Origin of the sequence: Streptococcus sp. CCUG 71758 (genome assembly GCF_011714815.1) — a bacterium.
In the GTDB taxonomy this organism is placed as follows: Bacteria; Bacillota; Bacilli; order Lactobacillales; family Streptococcaceae; genus Streptococcus; species Streptococcus halitosis.
In genome coordinates this window covers 178882-199073 of the sequence record NZ_RXXO01000002.1, presented here as the reverse complement: position 1 = coordinate 199073, position 20192 = coordinate 178882, and the positions used below count along the sequence as shown (strand labels likewise).

Here is a 20192-nt window from a genome sequence, read left to right as displayed (position 1 = left end):
GATAGCAACCGTTTACCTTTGCTCATGCTCCAACCGTTCCGTGTTTGGATAATTGTTACAATTTCAGAGCCAACATATTGACCGTCATACCAGCTGCAGTCCCCATAAGGTAGACGACATCTCCCTCCTTGATAAGTCCATGCTCCAAAGAATAAGCTAAGCCAAACGGTACAGAGACTGACACCATATTTCCATAGTCAGTGACGAGATTGAGGTACTGATCCTCGGCCACACCTAGTTTTTCCATGACCAGAGGAAGAGCACGACTTGCTTGGTGAGGAATGATATAGTCCACGTCTGCCAAGGCTAGCCGTGTTTTTTCTTGAAACTCTTCAAACATGACTGGGATCTTGCGAGCAGACAAGAGGAGGATTTTCTTCCCCTTCATGTCAAACATATAGTTGGTCTTAGTCGCTTCAGAGTACTCTTTTGGTTGAAAAGAAGTCAGACCTCCACGAATCTCCGTATCGTGAGCTCCTTCCGACCAAGTACGTTGGAGACTAGCAATGACCCCTTTTTCCTGATGACTTTTTTGGAAAATAAAGGCTGCCGCCCCATCACTAAAGAGTTCAAAACTTTCTTTTTGCTTGGGATTGAGCCCTAAACTACCAACCTCACTGGATACAATCAAGACACGACCGTATTCGCCCGCCTCAATCAAGTGGGACATAGTCGATAGAGCAGAAATAAAGCTGGTACAGGTCGTATTGATGTCCATTGCTGGAATTGAGAGTCCTTTTGCCACGCGCTCATGAATCAAGGCAGCCGTACAAGGAATAGGCTGAACACCAACTGCACTAGCTGATACAAGGCAATCGATATCTTTAATATCCAAATTTGCATGTTCAAGTGCACGGTGGATAGCTCCTTCTGCCAAGTCGAGTTGCGTTTCTTCATTTTCAACTACACGATAACGGGTTTGGTCTTTAAATTGAACTGTATGCTTTGGAAGGCAAATGCCATAACCTGCGATTTCTACATGTCTTTTTACTTCTGTCATTGTCTTTCTTCCTTTCATAAACGTTGGATACGTTTGAGTTTACGACTAGTATCCCAGTGATAATCTGAAAATTGGATTTGAGGAACTATGAACTCTTTTTGCTGGGCCAAGAGTTGGAACTGTGCCAAAATTGCTGTCTCTACGTCCTCATCTCGTCGGCTTAAACAAACTTCCACTAATTTCTCGGAATGTTGCTTAACTTGGTAATCTCCTACATTCTCCACAAAGAGGATGCAACGTCTGATAAAGTCTGGATAGATCGTTACCTGCCCCCCATCCAGTCCTTCAAAATAGAAGATGTCGTCAGAGCGTCCTTCGACCTTGTCAATCCGTGTATAGTAGGAGCCACAGGGACAAGGCTCCGGATTTTCAACCAAGATATCATTGAGCTGGTAGCGATAAACAGGCTGACTGCTTCGCTTAAAGTCCGTAATCACTGGATAAAAACGGCGGTCATCCAGATACCGCTTTTCCACAAAGATAATGTCTTCGTTGAGATGCAGATTACCAACTGAGCAAGTGCAGGCTAGGAAACCTTCAGTTGCCTGATAAACTTGGTCAATGATGGACAGAGAAAAGGCCTCTGCGATGCGTTCCCTATCACTATCTTCCAAGATTTCCGCCACCGAAACGATTTTTTGTGGGTGAATAGCTAACTCTCCATCCTTGAGGCGCTTGCTCAATTCAATCAACATAGAGGCTGGCGCCACCACAATAGTTGGTTGGTAGCTATTGAGACGCTCTATATGCTCATCTGTATGTTTGAAAATATCAAAATACTCTAGACGAATGAGCGCCGTATTGATGGTCTGATAGAGTTCATTATCGGCTCTCAGGAAAAAGGCGATGCGGTGTCCAAAAAGCTGACCCTTGGGCAACATCTTTGCCAAGATAGCTCCCGCCCACATACTTCGCTCTTTCTCTGTTGTGATAAAGAGGCCCCGATGTCCAGATGTCCCTGAAGACAGACCGACTGCTACTTCGCCTTTAAGTTCACTGAAATCACGGGTTTTCTCACTTTCAATAGCTAAGGATAAGGCTTCTTCACGATCCACTCCTTGGGTGTTGAGTTCGTTGAAATGTTCCATCATAAAAGCTTTGTCCATATGGTCAAAGTCGCTAGGCACCCCATTTTTAAAGTAGGGAGACTCTCGCTTTAAAAAATCCATATAGTTGGCTAATTGCTTTTTCTGATAGCTCTCTACAGCCTCTCGAGATTTGAAGTTATGAAGCCAACGAGTTTGGATAAAGGTTTTAAGAAAGGTTATTTTTTTCATATAAGATTGACTCTATCCTTTCCACAGGGTCATGACTAACAAGCACCTCAATACTGTCCTTTAAGACTTCCTCTAGAAACTCTGTCCCCTTGATATAGTCCACCTTGTTATCTTGAACCAAGGAAGGAATCAGATGCATCTGTTTGGTGTAAGGCAAAAGGTCAATTCCCCAACAAAGATCTGCTGCAATGAGGAGGTTAAAGTCTGGAAGATACAGACAGGCTTGCCCCCTAGCATGCCCGTCAACAGAAGCAACTAGGATACTGCCATCTCCAAAAAGATCACAAATCGGACGATAGGGAAAGGTTGAATCTTGCTGGTCAGCTCTGATAATGGTTAGATTTTTTTCAAAAGAAGTTGGTAGAAATTCCTTGAAAATCAGGTCTTTCAACTTGGGTTTTTGATAAACTTCATACACTTCTTTTGTCAGGATAAAGGTTGCATGAGGAAAGAAGCTAGCTCCTCCCAGATGATCTGGATGTAAATGAGATAGAAGGACATAGTTAATTTCTTCTGGTTTGATTCCCTTCGCTTCTAGCAAATATGAAATCTGGTCCTTTTCCGTCATTTGAACAGGTGTTCCTAGACGATAAAAACCATAGCGAAGCTTCGTCTTAATATCATAGTGATAGCCAGTATCATATAGCAAATAGCCCTTGTCTCTGTGTTTAATCAGAAAGACACCAGCTGGAAAGGTCATCTTTTTATTCTTGACTCCCTTGAATAGCAAACCTGTATAGCTAGTACAGTAGCCTGCTGGGAAATAATCAATGCTTTCGATAATCTTGGACATATTGTTCAATCCCTTCCGAAATACTGATTTGAGGGCGATACCCCAAGTCTAGCTCCGCCTTGCTGATGTCCAGCGTCTGGCTATACCGCAGCAAATAATAGGTATAGCGTGTCAGAGCCGGCTCACCTTTAAGTTTCAAGGTCTTATAAAGAAACTCTAAACTACTGGCAATAACTGAAATAAGAGGAGCTGGCACTTTTCTGTATGTTATCGGATAGCCCAGTCCTCTCAGGGTTTCTTCTATCAAATCCTTAAAGGCTCTTGGTTCCCCATTGGTAATATTATAGACTTCGCCACTAGCTTGAGGAGCCTCTAGAGCCAAGCGAATTGCCAGAGCGACATTTTCCACACAGGTCATATCCATGAGCTGACGACCGTCCCCTATCAAGGGAATACCAATCTTCTGACTGAGTTTGAGAACTCGGGGCAAAATACTGGTATCCCCAATCCCAAAAAGCCCACGAGGTCGTAAGATAATGCTCGGAACATCGGGATAATCCTTAAACAGCCTCTCCGAAGCCAGCTTACTACGAATGTAGTTGTTCAGATTATTTTCCTGAGGTGCATCGCTTTCTTTGATAGCTAGCTGATCTCGAGGAGCAGCATAGATGCTCGGCGATGATACATAAACCAAACGCTGAATCCCCGCCTCCCGACAAGCATCCAGAACATACTTGGTTCCCAAGACATTTGTCTGGTAGAAGTCCTCCCAAGGTCCCCAAACGGTAGAAAGAGCACCCGCATGCACAACCATGTCCATCTCTTGACAAGCCTGAGCTAAGTCCTCTTGTTTGGTCAAATCTCCCTGAAAAAATGCCACAGTAGAAGTTTCTAAAGACTGACCCATCTTGCGATTGCGTCCAAAAGCGCGTACCTGATAGCTCGACTGACTGAGCTCTTCAACAACATACTTACCTAGAAAGCCCGTAGCACCTGTTACCAATACTTTCTTCATTTTTTACTTCTCCTTGTCCCCTAAGAGTCGATGTATTTCGCTCTTCAGAATCTCTGTTGGCTGATAGATTTGAGCTGCGCGACTGAGTTTGTTCAAGTCTGACCAATCATCTCTATCCAACAACTCATCAAAAGCGCGTCCAATCGCTTCTGTATCCTCTCGTTTAGCAGTCAGGGCAATCCCTGCCTCTAAGCCACGAACCGCATAGTCATACTGATCATAGTCATGGGGGAGAATCAAGGCAGGCTTGCCATAGATGATACATTGGTAAAAAATGCCCGCACCGCCATGATGAATCACATAGTCCATCTGGGGAATGTATTCCTTATAGGGAAGATAAGATACCACAGAAACATTGTCCATGAGCTCCTCACATCGGAAGTCTTGTCCACCAAACCCCAGAGTCACAAAGAAGTGGCAATCTGGATGTACTTCTGCCAATTGTTGTGTCTGATAGAGGAGATTGTCTTTGGCCCATGCTAGCTGAGTGCCGCAGGATACAAGGATCTTCTTATAACCTGCATAAGGAGACAAATCGAGGGGATAATTTTCTGCCCTCTCAATCGAAGAGCCAAAAGGTCCCACCCAAAGATAGTGCTCTGGAAAACCACTTTTCAGCTCCAACTCTTTCATCCCAATTCCCAAGATGGAATAGGGTGAATAAATGGTTTCCTGATTTTTCTTATTGTAGAGCTTAAAATCATAACGTTTCAACCGTCCTCTCAATAAAAAGGTTACGATTCGTTTCCCTAAACGAGTCCCTTTTCTTCCCAGCCATTGCTGGACAGATTGGAACGATGTCTTTGGACTGCCCATTCCTCCAAAGAAACAAGGCGGCCCATCTGTCGTTTCAATGGCAAACTGTGTCGCCATAGTGGTAATCCAAGGAATATTCAACTGCTCCGCTACAAGTCCTCCAGAGAGGGTTATAAAGTCCGCAATCACAATATCAGGTCGATTTTCCTGCCACTCTTGGACTAGTTGGTCAGACACCACATTGATCAAATCAAGACTAGCTGACAACTGTCGATAAGCAGAAATAAGGTTTAACTGCCCTTCATTGTTGGCTACACGCTCAAACTCATCTACACAATTTTCTAAAATGGGAATCACCCGGAAGCCCATCTCCTCTGCGACAGCTTTTCGTTGCGGTCCTGTAAATAATCGAATCTCATACAAGGGATCCTTCAACAAGGGTGCGAGTAAATTCAGGGTCGGGAATAGATGCCCACTTAAGGGCACTACAACCACATCAATTTTGATTTTTCTCATATGTCTAGGATAGCAAATTTTTAAAAAAAGAACTACCAAAATGATAGTTCTTTCCAGCATTATTTAGCTTCTTTTTCACTTTATGAATCAGAAGAGTTCTTTGTATAGTGCAATAGTTTCTTCTAAGGTTGGCATAAATGGATTTCCAGGTGCACAGGCATCGATCAAAGCATTCTTAGAAAGGTAGTCAAAGTCAAAGTCTTTTTCTTGGATACCGAGTTCAGTTAGTTTCTTCGGAATACCTACTGTTTCAGACAGTTTCTCAATTTCAGCAATAGCATAGTCAGCACATTCTTGGTCTGTTTTCCCTTCAACATGGAGTCCCAAGGCCTTGGCCACATTGCGAAAAGCTTCTGGTACACGCTTGGCATTTTCACGCTCTACAACTGGAAGAAGCATGGCACAGCAGACACCATGTGGCAAGTTATATACCGCACCGAGTTGGTGAGCCATAGAATGAACATATCCCAAACCAGCATTGTTAAAGCTCATACCACCGAGGAAGATGGCATTGACCATCGCCTCACGCGCTTCGATATCTTGGCCATTTGCCACAGCACGAGGAAGATACTCCTTGATGAGTTCAATAGCTCCGATAGAGAGTTTCTTAGTCACATTATAAGCACCTGGTGTTACCAAGGCTTCGACAGCGTGAGTAAGAGCATCCATACCTGTCGCCGCTGTCAATCCTTTCGGTTTTGAAAGCATAAGTTCTGGATCATTGACAGAGATGAGGGCGAGGCTGTTCTTATCAACCATTACCATCTTGACCTTGCGTTCTTCGTCAGTAATGACATAGTTAATCGTAATTTCTGCAGAAGTTCCAGCTGTTGTATTGATCGCAACCACTGGCAAGCCTTTTTTAGCAGACTTGTGGAGACCCTCATAGTCTTGAGGTTTTCCACCATTTGTAGCGATGATAGAGATACAACTAGCCGCATCCTGAGGAGACCCACCACCAAGACTAATGATAAAGTCACATCCATGCTCTTTCAGGGCAGCCACTCCGTCTGTCACGTTCTTGCAAGTCGGATTTGGCTCCACATCGCTAAAGATCACATATTCGATCCCTTCAGCATCTAGTGGTTTTAGAACCTTAGGTAAAATATCGCTGCCCTCGATGAACTTGTCTGTCACCAAAAGGGCCTTCTTATACCCCAGTTCCTTGATATACGGACCTACTTCATTTACAACACCTTTACCAATAAGGTTAACTGATGGAACGTAAAATGTAGCCATATGCTTTTCCTCCTGCGCCTCTGCGCTATTTGATTATTTACCATAAGTATACGACCTTATAAGAAGTTTTACAAATATTTGTAAGCGTTTTAAGTAAAAAGTTAGTAAAGAACGGCCAGCTACTTTTCCAAGAAAAAAAGCTCCAAAAAGATAGCTTTCATCTCATTGGAACTTTTACTTAATCATTATTGCTTCGTTAAGACTACTCGGTCAGCTGCCTCTCGGTCCATGTCATCGATAATCATTTGATTACCATTAACCGCATAAATTTTAATATCATCTCCGATAATGACACGTTGATTTTCTGGCTCAAAGGTGACTTGCTTAATTTCCTTATCTCCACCTGGTTCGACCTCAGTCCATGTACCAGTTTTGCCTGTTACAACAAGAGTGATCTGGTCGTTCTCATCTTTTCCAGTATAGGTACCATCAATATTAGTCGGTTGAGCTGCCGCAGCGGTGTCCTGGCTTGAGGACGCCTGTGGTTGACTAGCACTGGTAACCGCACTAGAAGATGATTCTTGTTGAGTAGATGATTGTTGAGCAGATGGCTGGGTAGATGCTTGTTCCTTAGGTCCACAAGCTGCTAAAAGACTAAGAATTGCTAAAGAAGCAATAGAAAGTGTGAATGTTTTCGTTTTCATAGCGACTTCCTTTCTTTTGTGCTAATGTATTTCTGAAATCGTTTGCGAGTTTTCCTATCCCCAGTATAGCAACTTAAGTCTAGAAGGTCAACTAATCTCATGATCTCCCACCAAACCCGCTCGTACTTCCGAGATAAAATAGAGAGAGCCCGTCACAAAAAGCAAGTCCTGATTGTTGGCATTTTCTTCAAATTCGCTGATAAAATCGCGATAAGAGTCAACCAGTTTATAACCAGAAACATCGCTTTCTTCTAGAGATCCTTGGTAGTCAAAGCCTGTTACCTTAAGTTCCACCTGAGGCAACTGCTCTGTTAGATAGGCTAACATCCCTTGGTAATCCTTGCGTTTAAGAGCGCCAAAAAGGACATGAACCTGGTATCCTTGCTGGATTTCCCCCTGGATAAACTCGACCAAACGAGTTAAAGCTGGAAGATTGTGAGCCCCATCTAGGTAAATCTGCGGGCGAATCCGTTCTAATCGACCCGCCCAGTGTGTCTCCTTCAAAGCCTGTCTGACAAGCTCTTCTTCGACTTTTTCCTCTCTTGACGTCATAAACAGAAGAAAAGTTTGTAAAGCCAAGGAAGCATTTTCTTGCTGATAAGCACCTTCCAACCCGATTTCAAGCTGGGAAAAGCTTGCTAGTTTACTTGAAAAATTCCCAGCTTTCAAAGTGAAGTCTCGCCCAGCTTGATAAAGTTCAACATCTAACTCTCTTGCTCTTTTTTGACAGACAAGCTCAGCTTCTGGAGCGAGCTTAGCAATGACCGCCTTCTTTCCAGCCTTGAAAATACCGGCTTTCTGCTCGGCTATTTCCTCCAGACTATCGCCCAAGGTCTCCTGATGATCTAGACCAATCGAAGTAATAACTGCAATCTCGCCTGTTACGACATTAGTCGTGTCAAGCAAACCACCAATTCCCACCTCTAGCAGGACTAGATCCACTCCCTGCTCTTTAAAGTAAAGCAAAGCAATCAGGGTCAACAACTCAAAGAAAGACAATTGATCATGTGTTTCTAAGAGAGTTTTTTCCATCTCCTTGACTTGGTTAGCTATACGGACAAAGTCTTCACCAGCGATTGGTTGCCCATTAATACAGATTCGATCATGGAGACTGATGATATGAGGAGAGGTGAAAGTACCAACTTTTTTACCATGAGCAACAAACAACTCTCTCATAAAGGCAATAGTTGATCCTTTACCGTTAGTCCCTGTTACGTGGATAATCGGATAAGTCTTCTCAGGATTCCCCAGCAAATCCACAGCTCGCTGCATTCGTCCAAGACCAGATCTAAAGTTTAAACCAATCCGACTATGAAGCCATTCTTCTACTTCAAACATACATGTCTCCTTAACAAAAGTCCAATCAACTACCACATCAAAGTATGATTACAAATAAAAAGCGAGGTTGGGACTAAAATCCCGACCTCTTACCTGGTTAGCTAATCACTAGCTACTATGAATTTCAACGTGGGCTAAAAACGCCCCCCGGACTTACTGACGGTCTTTATTTTTAGCGTAAGGGTAAAAATGTTCACTGAACAAACCAGTTCTCTCTTATTTTAAGGAACTGGGCTAAAAATATCCCCCGGACATTCCTGCGTTTCTAATTTCTGGCGCAGAACTAAAAATGTCCCCCGGACATTTTTACTCTTCCATAAAGCTGTTGAAGACTTCTTCAATCATGTTCCATTCGTCTTCTGAGTCTTCTGGGATTGGTTGCAATTCGCCTTCTGTTCCGTCTTCATTTTCGATGAATGAGTAAGCTTGGATTTCAACTTCACCATTTTCATCTTCTTCTGCATTAACTGGCACTAGCAGAACATAGTTTTTACCAAATTCTTCTTTCCCATCGATGGTCAAAAGAATTTCAAACAAGGTTTCATTTCCTTGCTCATCTACTAGTGTAATCAATTCACGTTCTTCGTGGTCATGGTTGTGATCGTGTGACATAGTTTCTCCTCTGTCTTAAAATTTTCTATCTAAATAATTTTGCAAAATCAGCTGAGCAGCCAACTTATCAATAACTTTCTTGCGTTTGTTACGGCTGATATCTGCTTGTTCAATCAACATACGTTCCGCAGCAACGGTCGTCAAGCGCTCATCCTGATAGTCTACTGGCAAACCAAAGAGTTCTTCTAATTTTGCTCCGTAAGCTTGACTGGCTTCTACTCGCGGACCGCTGGTATTGTTCATGTTTTTTGGCAAACCTACTACAAAGCGTTCTACCTTATAGCTGTCAACCAATTCCTTGATACGGTCAAAACCAAACTGGCCTTGATCCTCATTGATTTGGATGATTTCAAGTCCCTGAGCGGTGAAGCCTAGGGGATCGCTAATAGCCACCCCTACTGTTTTTGAACCGACGTCCAATCCCATAATTCTCATAGATTATAGATCGACTCCTTGTCCTTTAAGGTAGTAGCGTACCAGTTCTTCAACAATTTCATCACGCTCATACTTACGGATTTGATTTCGTGCATTGTTGTAACGAGGAACGTAGGCAGGGTCTCCACTCAATACATAACCGACGATCTGGTTAATCGGATTGTAGCCCTTGTCATTCAAAGAAGCATAAACATCTGTCAACGTTTCGCTAATTTCTTTCTTATTGGAATCATCCAATTTAAACCGTACAGTTTCTTCAGTAAATCCCATTCTAACACCCTCTTTCTTTAGAATAGTACTATTATAGCACATTCCCTGACGTTCTACAAATAAGTCAGTCTATTAATTTGGATTTTCTATTGTTCTGTCGCCCCATTTGCCACTCTGTCTGCAATATATTGGCTAGGTTCGTTTTTTAAGAGATTTTCAAGACCTATATTTTTTAAATATTCGATCTGAGATGCCTTTTTGACATCCAATACTTGAAAATCATAAGTCGTTGTTGTCTGGATTTCGGTCTCGCTGAGTAGCTTGGTTTCCAGTGTAAATCCTGCTAGTTTGCGTGCCTCTTGGATGGTCTCATCCTTCTCTTCAGCTTCTTGAAGCGCTTTTTGCGTCTCCTCTAGGCCATTTTCAGAGATAAAGTTCTTGAGTTCATCCCCGACAGGTCGTTTTTGCTGAATGGTCAAGGTCAAAAATTGATTACCTTTATAGGTAATAGTCTGAATCTGCTGCGTTCCATTTTCTGACTTCGGCATCAATAAGGTCTTGGTAACAACCGTATTCTTTTCGGCATTGTCCAAAACGGGAAGGTTTGATTGGATGGGGTCAGATGCTGTTGTAGAAGCAGCAGGGGTTTCCTTTTTTTGCCCACATCCCGCAAGCAAAAAGAGGAGAGCAAAACTAGCAATTAGTAACTTTTTCATAATTCCTCACATGATTTTAAAACAAAAGAGCAAACAAGGCCAGGAGTCACTCCCAGCCTTGATGTTTTATAGAGCTGCACGTAGACGTGCTTCTGCATTTTCTACATTACGGACAGAGCGTGGCAAGAAGGCACGGATATCATCTTCTTTATAGCCGACTTGCAGGCGCTTCTCATCAACGAGAATCGGACTCTTTAAGATCCGTGGTGTTTCCATGATTAAGTTGAGCACTTCATTGACACTCAAATCCTCGATGTCAACTCCAAGTGCCTTAGCGTAGCGGTTTTTTGACGAAACGATACTGGCAATTCCATTATCTGTTTTCGTGAGAATATCTAATAACTCTTCTCTTGTAATTCCTTCTTTACCGAGATTTTGTTCTTTATAACTTAACTGGTGGGCATTGAGCCAGGTTTTCGCTTTTTTACAGCTAGTACAACTTGAGACTGTATAAATTTTGATCATGTACCTACCCCTTTCGCTACATGTTACTATCAGTTTAGTCTATTATACCATAAAAAGCATCCGACTTGCGACCTATTTTTAAAAAAATTTAACTTTTTTCGCGATTTTCGTACTTTTTTCTTGACAAATTCAATTTATAACCAACTTCTAAATTTTTTGATATAGATTCGTTTCACAACTGTAACACTTATCATATAAAGAATAATTATCAAAAGCAAAAAGAGGAAATAAATTGGTTTCAAAGGGGTTAAATGAAGCAGGCCAGCAATTGAAGAATAGGGAAGGAAGGTCACAAAACTGGCTGCTAGCAAGGTTGTCCCAAGAACCAACCATGACGGACGGCTTTGTAAGAAAGGGAGTTTTGCTGAACGAAGCATATGGATGACCATGGTTTGGGACCACATGGATTCAATGAACCAACCTGTCTGGAACAGGATGATAAAGCCCGTTGCAGACTCTGCTCCGTGAACATAAGCATGACCTGTCGTCATTGGGACAATGACAAAATAGAGCAAGATAAAGGTCAAAATATCAAAGGCAGACGAAATCGGACCCATCCAAATCATAAAGCGAGTAATAGACTTGGCTTCCCACTTATGAGGATGTTTCAAAAAGTCTTCATCCACATTATCAAATGGCAAGGCAATGCAAGAAAGGTCGTAGACGAGGTTTAACACAATCAAGTGAATCGGAGCCATAGGAAGGAAAGGTAAAAAGATACCAGACACTAAGAGTGACAGAATATTCCCGAAATTAGAGCTGACCGTCATCTTGATATATTTGGTCATGTTGGCATAGACTTTGCGTCCTTCAACCAGACCTTTTTCAAGCACCATCAGATCCTTATCCAGCAAAATGACATCAGCTGTCTCTTTGGCAATATCTACTGCTGTATCAACAGAAATCCCCACATCGGCTACTTTCATAGATGGGGCATCATTGATCCCATCTCCCATATAGCCGACACAATGTCCATTAGATTTGATTTGTAAAATGATTCGTGCTTTTTGGTCCGGAGAGAGTTTGGCAAAGACGGTCACATGTTCAACTGCTTGGGACAACTCTTCGTCCGTCATGGCATCAATATCAGAACCCAACAAGATTTGATCAACGTCTAAACCAACTTTTTCGCATACTGCTTGGGTTACCTTCTCATTATCCCCAGTCAAGATCTTGGTTTGAACACCATACTCTAATAAAGCTTGGATAGCAGGGGCTGCAGATGGTTTTGGTGGATCTAGGAAGGCAAGATATCCTGTTAGAATCATCTCCTTTTCATCTTCAACAGAGTAAGCAAAACCTTCCTTTAAGCCTGTTTTATAAGCGACTCCCAAGACTCGTAAGCCCTGTTGATTGAGTTGGTCCACTTCTTTTAAGATTTCCACTCGGATATCATCCGTCAGAGGGCTAATCTGACCTTGATATTCCACATGGGTTGAAATCGCAAGCATTTCCTCTAGGGCACCCTTGGTTACCAAACTAACAACTTCGTTCTCATCCTTGACGATGACACTCATCCGTCTGCGTTCAAAATCAAAGGGCAATTCATCTATTTTTTGAAAGGTTTGATCTAGATTTTGCAAGAGTGCGTGTTCTTTAGCTTCTTTTTCCGTACGTTTAATGATCGCTCTGTCCATTAAATTTTTCAAACCAGTTTGAAAATAGGAATTGAGATAGGCACGTCTCAACACAGATAAATCCAAATCTCCATGTATATCCAAAGGATATTCAAGGACAATTTCGTCTTGGGTAAGTGTTCCGGTTTTATCCGTACACAGGATATCAATAGCACCTAGATCTTGTATGGCATTGAGTTTTTTGATGACAACTTTTTCCTTGGCCATGATAATGGAGCCTTTTGCTAGACTGGCCGTGATGATCATGGGAAGCATCTCAGGTGTAAGCCCGACTCCTACGCTCAAAGCAAATACGCCAGCCTCTAACCAATCTCCATCCGTCAAGCCATTGGAAAGAAATACGATGGGAACCATGACCAACATCAAACGGATTAAGAGCCAAGAGATACTGTTCATATCCCGTTCGAAAGAGGTGGGCTCGTCATAAGTATTGAGAGTCTGCTCTATTTCCCCCATCATGGTGTCATCACCGACCGCTAGAATCAAAGCCTTGGCGCTTCCTGATATCACGTTGGTTCCCATGAAGGCGAGCGCTTCTGCTTCTAGCAGACTATCAAAATTTGACTGACTCATTTTTGACAAAGCCAATTTTTCAACCGAATCACTTTCGCCCGTCAAACCAGACTGTTGAACAAAGAAATCACGTGATTCAATTAAAAGGAGGTCTGCTGGAATCATATCCCCAGCACTCAACTTGACCATATCTCCAACGACTAAATCCTCAATCGCGACCTCTAAACTCTGGCCTTCGCGAATAACCGTGGCTGTATTCACAATCATTTTTGAAAGATTGGTCGCAGCTTTGTCACTTCGCAGTTCTTGGACAAATCGAATGCCACCAGAAATGAGGACTAGGACAACGATGATGATAGAGGTCGTCGGATCTTCTTGTCCAGGCTTCGCCAACCAGACGTTGGTCACCATGGAGATCATAGCGATGACCAGGAGGATGATTGTAAATGGATTGATAATAGATTCGTAAATTTTTTTGAGGATACTGTCTTCCTGACCCTTGGTGATGGTGTTTTCACCATATAAATCACGATTCTTTTCTATCTGTTCCTCAGTTAAGCCTGTTAGACTTGTCTTGTAAAAAGATAGAGTTTCGTTTAAAGGTGTATGAATAGCTGCTGCTAATCTTTCTTTTGTAGTTTTCATTGGTTTCTCCTATCCGTATGAATGATGTGTTTCATACACAGAGACCAATCACTTTATAAGGGCAGAACGACACAAATCAGCGATTGGCTGTGTATGTGCGGTTCTGGGTGGTCGTCAATTTGCATCGTCTGTCTCCTTTCCCTGTTCTAAAACAGTAGAAAATCCTGCCATAAAATAGCAGGATTAAAAAACTAATTATCTGTTTTTCGTTCAAGCTTTAACTCCATAGGGCAATGAAATGAGCTTAGTCTTGGCCTTCACGACCAGGACTGTTGACCAACGAGTAGTGTCTCCACTGCTTTGCGGTAGTCATCCGTATCCCTATGGTAGCCTCACCTACCGTTTTCGTCTATCAGTATAAACCTTTAAAATATAAAAGTCAACGATTTATCTCATTTTTTAGATAACAATCAATTCTTTTGGAGCAAGTGTCAATAACTCACAACCCTTATCTGTAATTAGGATATCATCTTCAATACGAACCCCGTATTTACCTTCAATATAAATGCCCGGTTCATCAGTCAAGACCATACCAGATTTAATGACTTCTTTGGAAGTTTGGCTAAAGTAGGGTTCTTCGTGGATGTCCAGTCCGATACCGTGTCCGATACCATGTGTAAAGTATTCTCCATAGCCTGCTTCCACAATGATATCACGAGGGATTTTGTCAAAGTCACGGAAACCTAGACCTGCCTTGGCTTGGTCAATCAGAGCTTGGTTGGCTTTCAGGACAGTATTGTAAATCTCTGCCTGCTCGTCACTGACATGTCCTAGATAGATGGTCCGTGTCATATCGCTGACATAGTGGTCGTAGAGACAGCCGAAGTCCATGGTGATGGCTTCTCCCAGCTCTACTGGTTTGTGCATTGGATGGGCATGTGGTTTGGAAGAGTTGATACCACTGGCTAGAATCGTGTCAAAAGATAAGCCAAATGCTCCTAGCTCCCGCATACGGAAGTCAAGGAAGTTGGCAATCTCAATCTCGGTCTTTCCAGGTTTGATAAAGTCAAGCGCATCGCGGAAAGCTTGGTCTGAGATAGAACAAGCCTTGCGAATAGTCGCAATCTCCTTCTCATCCTTAATCATACGAAGAGCTTCAACAAACTGAGTCTGTGGCAATAAGTCGATTCCCGCAAAGGCAGCCTGCATACGGTGGTAATAAGAGACCGAAATCTCATCCTCAAAACCGATACGAGACAAGTCCATATCCTTGACAATGCCTGCAATGACAGTCAACTCATCACGGTCAGCCACAATCTCAAAACCTGTCACTTCTTGCTTGGCTGCAATGATATAGCGAGAGTCTGTCACCAAAATCTGACGGTCACGACTGATAAAAACAGTCCCGTTTGAGCCCCAAAAGCCAGTCAAATAATAGACGTTTTTAAGGTTGTTGATGATGATGCCATCTAGTTCTTTTTCTTGCATTTTAGCTAGAAATGCTTGCACGCGTTTATTCATGATGTAACTTTCCTTTCAAATAGTGTCCTGTGTAGCTGGCTTCATTGGCCGCTACTTCCTCTGGTGTTCCTGTTGCGATGATGGTTCCACCACCGACACCGCCCTCAGGTCCCAAATCAATAATATGGTCTGCCGTCTTGATGACATCCAGATTGTGCTCGATAACGAGGACGGTATTGCCATCGTCAACAAAGCGAGCCAAGACTTTAAGCAAGCGAGCGATATCCTCAGTATGAAGCCCTGTCGTCGGCTCATCCAGAATGTAGAAAGATTTTCCTGTCGAGCGTTTATGGAGTTCGCTAGCCAACTTCATACGCTGAGCTTCTCCTCCAGAAAGGGTAGTAGCCGGTTGCCCTAGCGTCACATAGCCCAGCCCCACATCCTTGATGGTCTGAAGTTTGCGTTGAATTTTGGGAATGTGTTGGAAGAATTCCACCGCATCATTAACCGTCATATCCAAAACCTGCGAGATATTTTTTTCCTTGTAGTGAACTTCAAGGGTTTCACTGTTGTAGCGGGTTCCGTGGCAGACTTCACAAGCCACGTAAACATCTGGTAAGAAGTGCATCTCAATCTTGATAATCCCGTCACCTGAGCAGGCTTCACAACGACCACCCTTGACGTTGAAACTGAAACGGCCCTTCTTGTAGCCTCGAATCTTGGCCTCATTTGTCTGGGCAAAGAGGTCACGGATGTCGTCAAAAACTCCTGTATAGGTAGCAGGGTTAGACCTTGGAGTCCGTCCGATAGGGCTCTGGTCAATGTCAATCAAGCGGTCTACATGCTCAATCCCTGTAATCGTCTTAAACTTACCAGGTTTGTCTGAATTGCGGTTTAGTTTCTGGGCAATGGCTTTTTTGAGGATGCTGTTGATTAAGGTCGACTTCCCTGAGCCTGACACCCCCGTCACTGCAATGAATTTTCCTAGTGGGAAGCGAGCGGTGATATTTTGCAAGTTGTTCTCACGCGCTCCCGTCACCTCGATAAAGCGACCATTTCCGGAACGGCGCTCTGCTGGCACTGGAATCGCTCTTTTTCCTGACAAGTACTGACCAGTGATAGATTTGCTGTTGCGAGCCACCTGCTTGGGCGTTCCTGCAGCAACAATCTCGCCACCAAAAACACCGGCACCCGGACCAACGTCAATCAGATAATCCGCCTCACGCATGGTATCTTCATCGTGTTCCACCACGATGAGAGTATTGCCCAAGTCACGCATCTTTTTTAGACTGGCAATCAGGCGGTCATTATCCCTCTGATGAAGACCGATTGACGGCTCATCCAATATATAGAGGACACCTGAGAGGTTGGATCCAATCTGGGTAGCCAAGCGAATACGCTGACTCTCCCCTCCTGATAGGGTTCCTGCCGAACGCGACAGAGTCAGATAGTTGAGTCCCACATTATTGAGGAAGGTCAAGCGATCCTTGATTTCCTTGAGAATGGGCCGAGCAATGATGGCTTCATTTTCAGACAAGGTCAGCTGACTCACCAACTCCAAATGGTCTGCGATAGACAGGTCTGAGATTTCTCCGATATGTGGCCCTTGCTCGCCACCCACACGGACAGACAAGGCCTGGTCATTGAGACGGTAGCCATGACAGGTTCCACAGGTCAGCTCATTCATGTAGAGGCGCATCTGGGTGCGCGTGTAGTCACTGTTAGTCTCATGGTAACGGCGCTTGATATTATTGACAACCCCCTCAAAAGGAATATCAATATCGCGCACACCGCCAAATTCATTTTCATAGTGAAAATGGAATTCCTTGCCATCCGAGCCGTAGAGAATCAAGTTCTTATCTTCTTCTGACAAGTCTTCAAATGACTTATCCATATCCACTCCAAAGGCTGTCATGGCTTGTTCCAGCATATTTGGATAGTAGTTGGAGGAGATAGGATTCCAAGGTGCCAAAGCCCCCTCACGTAGCGTTTTGCCGGCATCTGGCACTACCAAGTCAGTATCAACCTCCAGCTTGATGCCCAAACCGTCACACTCACTACAAGAGCCAAACGGAGCATTAAAGGAGAAGAGACGTGGCTCTAACTCTGGAACAGTAAAACCACAAACTGGACAGGCATAGTGCTCAGAGAATAGCAACTCCGAATCGTCCATAGTGTCGATAATCACATATCCTTCTGCGATACGAAGGGCAGCCTCGATTGAGTCAAAGAGACGGCTACGGATGCCCTCCTTGATGACAATACGGTCAACCACAACATCAATATTGTGTTGCTTGCTCTTGGACAGCTCTGGCACTTCGGTCACATCATAAACTTCCCCATCCACACGAACACGAACATAGCCGTCTTTCTGAACTTTTTCAATGACACTCTTATGTTGCCCTTTTTTCTTACGAATGACAGGAGCTAATATTTGCAGACGTTGGCGTTCTGGCAATTCCAAGACCTTATCCACGATTTGCTCTACAGAAGAAGCCTTGATAGCTCCATGCCCGTTGATACAGTAAGGCGTCCCCACACGTGCGTAGAGGAGACGCAGATAATCATTAATTTCAGTCGTGGTTCCCACGGTCGAGCGAGGGTTTTTGCTGGTGGTTTTCTGGTCGATGGAAATAGCTGGGCTGAGGCCATCAATGGCATCCACATCTGGTTTTTCCATATTGCCCAAGAATTGTCGAGCATAGGCTGATAGACTCTCTACATAGCGACGTTGTCCCTCAGCATAGAGGGTATCAAAGGCCAGGCTGGATTTCCCAGACCCTGACAAACCAGTCACAACAACCAGCTTGTCTCGCGGAATCTCCACATCAATATTTTTTAAGTTATGGGCACGTGCCCCATGAATCACAATTTTATCTTGCATCTTTGTTCTTTCTAGTCCATTATTGCTTTCCATTATACCAAAAAATGTGAAATTCTATTACCCAAAAAGCTGATTTTGTAGTATAATAGTACGGTGCAAAAAATGAATCACTGAATAGTAGGAAAGGACAGGGGATATGAAACAAGTTTTTCTCTCAACAACAACTGAATTTAAAGAGATCGACACGCTTGAACCGGGTACTTGGATCAACCTCGTCAATCCTACACAAAATGAATCGTTGGAAATTGCTAATGCCTTTGACATTGATATCGCCGACCTTCGAGCACCACTCGATGCGGAAGAAATGTCTCGTATTACCATCGAAGACGAGTATACTTTGATCATCGTGGACGTCCCCATCACAGAGGAGAGAAACAACCGCACCTACTACGTAACGATTCCGCTGGGGATTATCATCACCGAGGAAACCATTATCACTACCTGCTTGGAATCCCTCCCTGTTCTCGATGTCTTCATCAACCGCAAACTGCGTAACTTCTATACTTTCATGCGGTCACGCTTTATCTTTCAACTCCTTTATCGCAATGCTGAGCTTTACCTGACTGCCCTTCGTTCGATTGACCGTAAGAGTGAACAAATTGAAAGTCAACTTCACAAGTCCACTCGAAACGAAGAACTGATCGAGCTCATGGAATTGGAAAAGACCATCGTCTATTTCAAGGCCTCACTTAAGACAAATGAGCGCGTGATCAAGAAATTGACTAGCGCAACTAGCAATATCAAGAAATACCTAGAAGACGAAGACCTACTCGAAGACACCCTGATTGAAACCCAACAGGCCATCGAGATGGCAGATATCTATGGGAATGTCCTTCACTCTATGACAGAGACCTTTGCCTCCATCATTTCCAATAACCAGAACAACATCATGAAAACTCTGGCTCTCGTAACCATTGTCATGTCTATCCCAACCATGATCTTCTCAGCCTATGGGATGAACTTCAAGGATAATGAAATCCCTTTGAACGGTGAGCCTCACGCCTTCTGGTTAATCGTCTTTATCGCCTTTGCTATGAGTGTTTCGCTCACTCTCTATCTCATCCATAAAAAATGGTTCTAAGAGGAATCCCTATGTCTCAGATTGATTTACAAAAACTAACCAAGAAAAACCAAGAGTTTATCCACATCGCTACCCAACAATTCATCAAAGATGGTAAAACAGACGCTGAAATCAAGGCTGTCTTTGAGGAAGTCATTCCTAAAATCCTTGAAGAACAAGCCAAAGGAACGACCGCTCGTTCCCTCTATGGAGCTCCAACCCACTGGGCTCACAGCTTCACTGCCAAGGAGCAATATGAAAAAGAGCATCCAAAAGAAAATGACGATCCAAAACTCATGATTATGGACTCAGCCCTTTTCATCACCAGCCTCTTTGCATTGATTAGCGCCCTGACTACCTTCTTCTCTACAGATCAGGCTATTGGCTATGGGGTGATTACCCTCTTATTGGTTGGACTTGTAGGAGGACTTGCCTTCTACCTGATGTACTACTTTGTCTACCAGTATTATGGACCAGACACAGACCGTAGCCAGCGTCCTCCATTCTGGAAATCAATCCTCGTCATCCTGGCCTCTATGGTTCTCTGGTTGGTTGTCTTCTTTGCAACAAGCTTCCTACCAGCAAACCTCAATCCAGTCCTTGCTCCACTGCCTTTGGCTATCCTGGGAGCAGCCCTTCTCGCCCTTCGCTTCTATCTCAAGAAACGTTTCAATATCCGAAGTGCAAGCGCGGGCCCATCACGTTATTAAGAAAAGTGAAAAGCTATGGCATATAGTCAATCCTTAGCTCAGCAGATTCGAAAAATCCTAGCACTCAAACTTCCTCCCCAAATTTTCGAAGAAGAGCTAGAAGAAAAGAAGCTGTTTGGTGGTCTTGCCTTTATGATTCGTGGGAAAATGGTCCTTACAGTCAGTTCCAGAAAGGACGAGCTGGTTATGGTGAGAATTGGCAAAGAAATAGAAAAGCAAGTTCTACCCCGAACAGGAGCTCATACTACATTGATGAGAGGGAGACCTTATCATGGCTATATAGACCTAGATATAGAAGGTCAAAAAGAACTTCCTTACTGGATTGATTTAGCTCTCTCCTATAATCAAGAGTTGACCAAGTAACTCATATCTAGCGAGATTAGAAA

Annotated in this window: 19 protein-coding genes and 1 riboswitch; of the genes, 3 read left to right on the top strand and 16 right to left on the bottom strand. The window is 43.5% G+C overall.

All coding sequences use genetic code 11. The features are described 5' to 3' along the window. Nucleotides 1–55 precede the first annotated feature (55 nt). From EKB01_RS04455 to uvrA, 16 genes are all read right to left on the bottom strand, one after another. A complete protein-coding gene (locus tag EKB01_RS04455) occupies nt 56–1000 on the bottom strand; it encodes a 3-oxoacyl-[acyl-carrier-protein] synthase III C-terminal domain-containing protein (RefSeq protein WP_109289594.1) in 945 nt (314 codons plus the stop codon). A 14-nt stretch (nt 1001–1014) separates the two neighbouring features. Next, a complete protein-coding gene (locus tag EKB01_RS04450; RefSeq protein ID WP_109289593.1) occupies nt 1015–2277 on the bottom strand; it encodes a F390 synthetase-related protein in 1263 nt (420 codons plus the stop codon). Beyond that, the gene (locus tag EKB01_RS04445; RefSeq protein ID WP_000034628.1) at nt 2255–3070 is read right to left on the bottom strand and encodes an MBL fold metallo-hydrolase; all 816 of its coding nucleotides are present in this window, start codon (nt 3068–3070) and stop codon (nt 2255–2257) included. The genes EKB01_RS04450 and EKB01_RS04445 overlap by 23 nt, the downstream gene beginning before the upstream one ends. Further along, complete coding sequence (locus tag EKB01_RS04440) at nt 3045–4025, bottom strand: NAD(P)-dependent oxidoreductase (RefSeq protein ID WP_109289592.1); 981 nt, start codon at nt 4023–4025, stop codon at nt 3045–3047. Before EKB01_RS04440 ends, EKB01_RS04445 begins: the two co-directional genes overlap by 26 nt. Before the next feature lie 3 nt (nt 4026–4028). Continuing rightward, nucleotides 4029–5297, bottom strand: a complete 1269-nt coding sequence (locus EKB01_RS04435) for a nucleotide disphospho-sugar-binding domain-containing protein (protein WP_109289828.1) — start codon at nt 5295–5297, stop codon at nt 4029–4031. Between the two features lie 87 nt (nt 5298–5384). Further along, nucleotides 5385–6536, bottom strand: a complete 1152-nt coding sequence (locus EKB01_RS04430; RefSeq protein ID WP_084852773.1) for an iron-containing alcohol dehydrogenase — start codon at nt 6534–6536, stop codon at nt 5385–5387. Nucleotides 6537–6721: 185 nt separating this feature from the next. Beyond that, the gene (locus EKB01_RS04425) at nt 6722–7180 is read right to left on the bottom strand and encodes an SP_0198 family lipoprotein (protein WP_033585840.1); all 459 of its coding nucleotides are present in this window, start codon (nt 7178–7180) and stop codon (nt 6722–6724) included. Between the two features lie 87 nt (nt 7181–7267). Beyond that, a complete protein-coding gene (locus tag EKB01_RS04420; protein WP_033585839.1) occupies nt 7268–8518 on the bottom strand; it encodes a folylpolyglutamate synthase/dihydrofolate synthase family protein in 1251 nt (416 codons plus the stop codon). A gap of 306 nt (nt 8519–8824) precedes the next feature. Next, nucleotides 8825–9130 (bottom strand): DUF1292 domain-containing protein, encoded by a 306-nt coding sequence (locus EKB01_RS04415; protein ID WP_000017624.1) that lies wholly within the window; start codon nt 9128–9130, stop codon nt 8825–8827. A gap of 15 nt (nt 9131–9145) precedes the next feature. Then, the gene (gene ruvX, locus EKB01_RS04410) at nt 9146–9565 is read right to left on the bottom strand and encodes a Holliday junction resolvase RuvX (protein WP_002876031.1); all 420 of its coding nucleotides are present in this window, start codon (nt 9563–9565) and stop codon (nt 9146–9148) included. Between the two features lie 3 nt (nt 9566–9568). Continuing rightward, on the bottom strand, nt 9569–9835 hold the full coding sequence (locus EKB01_RS04405) for an IreB family regulatory phosphoprotein (protein ID WP_000507059.1): 267 nt from the start codon (nt 9833–9835) through the stop codon (nt 9569–9571). A gap of 86 nt (nt 9836–9921) precedes the next feature. After that, nucleotides 9922–10491 (bottom strand): SP0191 family lipoprotein, encoded by a 570-nt coding sequence (locus EKB01_RS04400; RefSeq protein ID WP_007518958.1) that lies wholly within the window; start codon nt 10489–10491, stop codon nt 9922–9924. Between the two features lie 66 nt (nt 10492–10557). Then, nucleotides 10558–10956 carry a transcriptional regulator Spx gene (gene spx / locus EKB01_RS04395; protein WP_000591165.1) on the bottom strand — a complete coding sequence of 133 codons (399 nt, stop codon included), beginning with the start codon at nt 10954–10956 and terminating at the stop codon, nt 10558–10560. 134 nt (nt 10957–11090) lie between these two features. Beyond that, nucleotides 11091–13751, bottom strand: a complete 2661-nt coding sequence (gene mgtA, locus EKB01_RS04390; protein ID WP_167265803.1) for a magnesium-translocating P-type ATPase — start codon at nt 13749–13751, stop codon at nt 11091–11093. Between the two features lie 195 nt (nt 13752–13946). Beyond that, a riboswitch (M-box (ykoK) riboswitch) is annotated at nt 13947–14097 on the bottom strand. 53 nt (nt 14098–14150) lie between these two features. Next, entirely contained in the window at nt 14151–15212 is a 1062-nt protein-coding gene (locus EKB01_RS04385) for a Xaa-Pro peptidase family protein (RefSeq protein ID WP_167265802.1), read from the bottom strand. Then, nucleotides 15205–18036: an excinuclease ABC subunit UvrA gene (gene uvrA / locus EKB01_RS04380; RefSeq protein WP_167265801.1), complete on the bottom strand. Its 2832-nt coding sequence runs from the start codon at nt 18034–18036 to the stop codon at nt 15205–15207. Before uvrA ends, EKB01_RS04385 begins: the two co-directional genes overlap by 8 nt. Nucleotides 18037–18172: 136 nt before the next feature. On the opposite strand from uvrA, the gene EKB01_RS04375 reads away from it, so the two are divergent. The 3 genes from EKB01_RS04375 to EKB01_RS04365 are packed head-to-tail and all read left to right on the top strand — an operon-like array spanning nt 18173 to nt 20169. Next, complete coding sequence (locus tag EKB01_RS04375; protein WP_033585835.1) at nt 18173–19117, top strand: magnesium transporter CorA family protein; 945 nt, start codon at nt 18173–18175, stop codon at nt 19115–19117. Nucleotides 19118–19128: 11 nt separating this feature from the next. Beyond that, a complete protein-coding gene (locus EKB01_RS04370) occupies nt 19129–19806 on the top strand; it encodes a DUF1129 family protein (protein ID WP_167265799.1) in 678 nt (225 codons plus the stop codon). A gap of 15 nt (nt 19807–19821) precedes the next feature. After that, on the top strand, nt 19822–20169 hold the full coding sequence (locus EKB01_RS04365; RefSeq protein ID WP_000331822.1) for a TfoX/Sxy family protein: 348 nt from the start codon (nt 19822–19824) through the stop codon (nt 20167–20169). The last annotated feature ends 23 nt before the right edge of the window (nt 20170–20192 follow it).

Bases quoted from the DNA above. Each gene is read 5' to 3' on its own strand.
- EKB01_RS04455 (WP_109289594.1), bottom strand. From the start codon at position 1,000: ATGACAGAAGTAAAAAGACATGTAGAAATCGCAGGTTATGGCATTTGC.
- EKB01_RS04450 (WP_109289593.1), bottom strand. From the start codon at position 2,277: ATGAAAAAAATAACCTTTCTTAAAACCTTTATCCAAACTCGTTGGCTT.
- EKB01_RS04445 (WP_000034628.1), bottom strand. From the start codon at position 3,070: ATGTCCAAGATTATCGAAAGCATTGATTATTTCCCAGCAGGCTACTGT.
- EKB01_RS04440 (WP_109289592.1), bottom strand. From the start codon at position 4,025: ATGAAGAAAGTATTGGTAACAGGTGCTACGGGCTTTCTAGGTAAGTAT.
- EKB01_RS04435 (WP_109289828.1), bottom strand. From the start codon at position 5,297: ATGAGAAAAATCAAAATTGATGTGGTTGTAGTGCCCTTAAGTGGGCAT.
- EKB01_RS04430 (WP_084852773.1), bottom strand. From the start codon at position 6,536: ATGGCTACATTTTACGTTCCATCAGTTAACCTTATTGGTAAAGGTGTT.
- EKB01_RS04425 (WP_033585840.1), bottom strand. From the start codon at position 7,180: ATGAAAACGAAAACATTCACACTTTCTATTGCTTCTTTAGCAATTCTT.
- EKB01_RS04420 (WP_033585839.1), bottom strand. From the start codon at position 8,518: ATGTTTGAAGTAGAAGAATGGCTTCATAGTCGGATTGGTTTAAACTTT.
- EKB01_RS04415 (WP_000017624.1), bottom strand. From the start codon at position 9,130: ATGTCACACGATCACAACCATGACCACGAAGAACGTGAATTGATTACA.
- ruvX (WP_002876031.1), bottom strand. From the start codon at position 9,565: ATGAGAATTATGGGATTGGACGTCGGTTCAAAAACAGTAGGGGTGGCT.
- EKB01_RS04405 (WP_000507059.1), bottom strand. From the start codon at position 9,835: ATGGGATTTACTGAAGAAACTGTACGGTTTAAATTGGATGATTCCAAT.
- EKB01_RS04400 (WP_007518958.1), bottom strand. From the start codon at position 10,491: ATGAAAAAGTTACTAATTGCTAGTTTTGCTCTCCTCTTTTTGCTTGCG.
- spx (WP_000591165.1), bottom strand. From the start codon at position 10,956: ATGATCAAAATTTATACAGTCTCAAGTTGTACTAGCTGTAAAAAAGCG.
- mgtA (WP_167265803.1), bottom strand. From the start codon at position 13,751: ATGAAAACTACAAAAGAAAGATTAGCAGCAGCTATTCATACACCTTTA.
- EKB01_RS04385 (WP_167265802.1), bottom strand. From the start codon at position 15,212: ATGAATAAACGCGTGCAAGCATTTCTAGCTAAAATGCAAGAAAAAGAA.
- uvrA (WP_167265801.1), bottom strand. From the start codon at position 18,036: ATGCAAGATAAAATTGTGATTCATGGGGCACGTGCCCATAACTTAAAA.
- EKB01_RS04375 (WP_033585835.1), top strand. From the start codon at position 18,173: ATGAAACAAGTTTTTCTCTCAACAACAACTGAATTTAAAGAGATCGAC.
- EKB01_RS04370 (WP_167265799.1), top strand. From the start codon at position 19,129: ATGTCTCAGATTGATTTACAAAAACTAACCAAGAAAAACCAAGAGTTT.
- EKB01_RS04365 (WP_000331822.1), top strand. From the start codon at position 19,822: ATGGCATATAGTCAATCCTTAGCTCAGCAGATTCGAAAAATCCTAGCA.